This window comes from Nonomuraea sp. NPDC049784, from assembly GCF_040659615.1.
Taxonomy (GTDB): Bacteria; Actinomycetota; Actinomycetes; order Streptosporangiales; family Streptosporangiaceae; genus Nonomuraea.
Window position 1 is genome coordinate 1 of record NZ_JBFAMX010000863.1, and the last position, 3,409, is coordinate 3,409.

The window sequence follows — 3,409 nt, forward strand, 5'->3', positions numbered from 1 at the left end:
AACCACGCCCGGGGCGGCGGTCACCGCCTCCGTGGCGCCGTGGGACAGGGCGTGGTCGGACGACGGCGCGGGCTCTTCGGCGGCCGGCACGTAGGAGACCTCGCCGGCCGCCCCGCGGGCGCCGACGTACAGCTCGCCGTTGACCACGATGCCCATGCCGACGCCGGTCCCTATGGACACGAGCGCGAAGTCGGACTTTCCGCGCCCCTCCCCGTGCACGTGCTCGCCGACGGCGGCCAGGTTGATGTCGTTCTCGATGACGAGGTCCACCTCGAGCGTGGCTCGCAGGCGTTCGGCCAGGTCGGAGCCGGGCAGGTTGGGGGCGAACTCCAGGCGGCCGAGCGCGGGGTCGTACACGCCGGGCGATCCGACCACGGCGCAGGCGATGGCAGGCCAGTCGAGCTCGGCCTCCCGCGCGGCGGCCCGGCACAGCTCGCCGACCAGGAGGGCGAGCTCGGCGGAGGTCCTGGCGGTGTTGCGGCCGTCCGTCCTGCCGGCGAACGCCCCGCGCAGGTCGGCGATGGCGACCCTGATCCAGTCGCGCCCGATGTCGATGCCGGCGACGTGGGTGGCGGCGGCGTTCACGTCGTACAGGGACGTGACAGGTCCTGGACGACCGGAGACCTCGCCGACGAGGCGGACGAGCCCGTCCTGCTCCAGCCCGGCCAGGGCGGCGGAGACCGTGGGCTTCGACAGGCCGGTGATCTTGGCGAGGTCAGCGCGGGAGGCGGGGCCGTGCTCCTTGAGGTGGTCGAGCAGGCGACGCTCGTTCAGCACCCGCAGCAGGCGCGGATTACCCAGGTCACCCCGCATCGTCCAACCTCCTCAAAAGAAATCTAGCCAACGCGGCTGATAGTAAATTACCTTTCTTACCAAGCACAGGGGCGGCACATTCGGAAGGACGAAGTGCGATGCACCGAGCATGGCGATCAATTCCTGTCGCGGCGGTCCTGCTGGCCGCCGCCTGCGGAAACAGCACCGGCACCACCACCACGACGACGACCACGCAGAGCCAGGGCGGCAAGACGATCGCGCTGTTCCTGCCCGAGTCCAAGACCACCCGGTACGAGGCGTTCGACCGCCCGCTGTTCGAGGCGAAGGTCAAGTCGCTCTGCCCCGACTGCAAGATCCTCTACAGCAACGCCGAGCAGGACGCGCCCAAGCAGCAGCAACAGGTCGAGGCCGCGCTCACCCAGCAGGCCGACGTCCTCGTGCTCGACGCCGTGGACGCCAACGCGGTGGCCCCGCTGGTGAACCAGGCCAAGCAGAAGAAGGTCCCGGTCATCGCCTACGACCGGCTCATCTCGGGCATCGACTACGCGTACTACGTCTCGTTCAACAACGTACGGGTCGGCGAGATGCAGGGACAGGCGCTGCTCGACGCCATGAACGCCAGAGGGACGACGGCGAAGGGCGAGATCGTGATGATCCACGGCTCGCCGACCGACCCCAGCTCGGCCGACTACAAGAAGGGCGCCAAGAGCGTGCTGGACGGGAAGGTGAAGGTCGGCAGGGAGTTCGACACGCCGGACTGGAGTCCCGACAAGGCGCAGCAGCAGATGGAGCAGGCGATCACGGCGCTCGGCAAGGACAACATCACGGGCGTGCTGTCCGCGAACGACGGCATGGCGGGCGGCGCGATCGCGGCCATGAAACGAGCGGGCTACAAGCAGCTCCCGCCGATCACCGGGCAGGACGCCGAGCTGGCCGCCGTGCAACGCATCCTCACGGGCGAGCAGTACATGACCATATATCTGGACATCAGGGCCGAGGCGGAGAAGTCCGCCGAGCTGGCCGTCGCCCTCGCCAAGGGCCAGCCGCCCGCCGCCCCCGTCAAGGTCAACAACGGCGCCGCCGACATCCCCGCGTTCCTCCTCGACCCCATCCCCATCACGGCCGACAAGATCAAGGACACGATCGTGAAGGACGGCTTCTACACGCCCGCCCAGATCTGCACGGCGGAGGTCAAGGCCGCGTGCGCGAAGCAGGGCATCCAGTAGATGCTCTCGGCAACAGGCATCTCCAAACGGTACGGGGCGGTCCAGGCTCTTGACGGGGCCGGCCTGGACCTGCGCCCCGGCGAGGTCGTGGCCCTCATGGGCGACAACGGCGCGGGCAAGTCCACGCTGGTCAAGGCCATCTCGGGGGTCGTGACACCGGACTCGGGCACGATCACCGTCGACGGCTCTCCGGTCAGGATCGCCAACCCGCACGACGCGCAGGCTCTCGGCGTCTCGACCGTCTACCAGGACCTCGCGCTCTGCGAGAACCTCGACGTCGTGGCCAACCTGTTCCTGGGCACCGAGCGCCGCCGCTGGTCGCTGCTGCGCCACCTCGCCATGGAACGCGCGACCCGCGACCTCCTCGCCCAGCTCGACGTGCGCATCACGGACATCAGGGTGCCGGTCGCGATGTTGTCGGGCGGTCAGCGCCAGTCGGTGGCCATCGCCAGGGCGCTGATCGGCGAGCCCCGGCTGGTCATCCTCGACGAGCCCACGGCGGCGCTGGGCGTGGAGCAGACGGCGCAGGTGCTGGCGCTGATCGGGCGGCTGCGCGAGCGCGGGCTCGCGGTGCTGGTCATCTCGCACAACCTGGCCGACGTGCGCGCGGTGAGCGACCGCGTGGTGGTGCTGCGGCTCGGCCGCAACGCCGGTGAGTTCCGTACGGCCGCCGCCTCCCAGGAGGAGATCGTGGCCGCGATCACAGGGGCAGGGGAATGACCGGCACGCTGGTACGCAGGCCGTACACGCCGAAGGTCGCGGTCGAGCGGCTCCGCCAGGGGGACGTCGGCGCGTGGCCGGTGGTCGGCGGGCTGGTGGCGATCGCGATCGTGTTCAGCACGCTCAACGACCGCTTCCTCTCCCCCGAGAACCTCACCAACCTCGTGCTCCAGATGGCCGCCACCGGCACGATCGCGCTCGGCATCATCATGGTGCTGCTGCTCGGCGAGATCGACCTGTCGGCGGGCTCGGTCAGCGGCCTGTGCGCCACGATCATGACGATCGTGCACGTCAAGCAGGGCTGGAACCCGCTGCTCGCCATCGTGCTCGCGCTCGCCGCCGGTGCGGCGATCGGGCTCCTGCACGGGCTGATGCTGACCAAGCTGCGGATGCCGTCGTTCGTGGTGACGCTGGCCGGGCTGATGGGCTGGCTCGGCCTGCTGCTCTACCTGCTGCGGCAGGGAGGGACGATCAACCTGCCGTTCACCGGGTTCATCTCCAAGATGAGCGACACGTGGCTGCCCGGCTGGCTGGCGTGGGCGGTCGCGGCGGGACTGGTGGCCGTGTCGGCGGGCGCGTCGCTCGTCGTCAGGAGGCTGCGGCTGGCCGCGGGGCTGCCGGTGACACCGCTGTGGTGGTCGCTCGCGAAGGCGGGCGGCCTGGCGGTGCTGCTGGCCGTGGCGGTGCTG

The 3,409-nt window shown here is 70.0% G+C and carries 3 protein-coding genes and 1 pseudogene; 3 read left to right on the top strand and 1 reads right to left on the bottom strand.

Annotated features, from left to right (window positions below):
* Nucleotides 1–813 (bottom strand): ROK family transcriptional regulator (locus AB0J09_RS60000; RefSeq protein WP_360712644.1); only part of this gene is annotated, 813 nt, incomplete at its 3' end.
* Between the two features lie 98 nt (nt 814–911).
* On the opposite strand from AB0J09_RS60000, the gene AB0J09_RS60005 reads away from it, so the two are divergent.
* The 3 genes and pseudogenes from AB0J09_RS60005 to AB0J09_RS60015 form a co-directional block, all read left to right on the top strand.
* The gene (locus tag AB0J09_RS60005; protein WP_360712647.1) at nt 912–2,000 is read left to right on the top strand and encodes a sugar ABC transporter substrate-binding protein; all 1,089 of its coding nucleotides are present in this window, start codon (nt 912–914) and stop codon (nt 1,998–2,000) included.
* Nucleotides 2,001–2,720, top strand: a complete 720-nt coding sequence (locus tag AB0J09_RS60010) for an ATP-binding cassette domain-containing protein (protein WP_360712650.1) — start codon at nt 2,001–2,003, stop codon at nt 2,718–2,720. It begins immediately after the preceding gene.
* Nucleotides 2,717–3,409, top strand: a pseudogene (locus tag AB0J09_RS60015) (sugar ABC transporter permease); the annotation flags it as partial. The gene AB0J09_RS60010 and the pseudogene AB0J09_RS60015, both read left to right, overlap by 4 nt.

Excerpts from the sequence above, each read along its gene's own strand:
- AB0J09_RS60005 (WP_360712647.1), top strand. The coding sequence starts at position 912 with ATGCACCGAGCATGGCGATCAATTCCTGTCGCGGCGGTCCTGCTGGCC.
- AB0J09_RS60010 (WP_360712650.1), top strand. The coding sequence starts at position 2,001 with ATGCTCTCGGCAACAGGCATCTCCAAACGGTACGGGGCGGTCCAGGCT.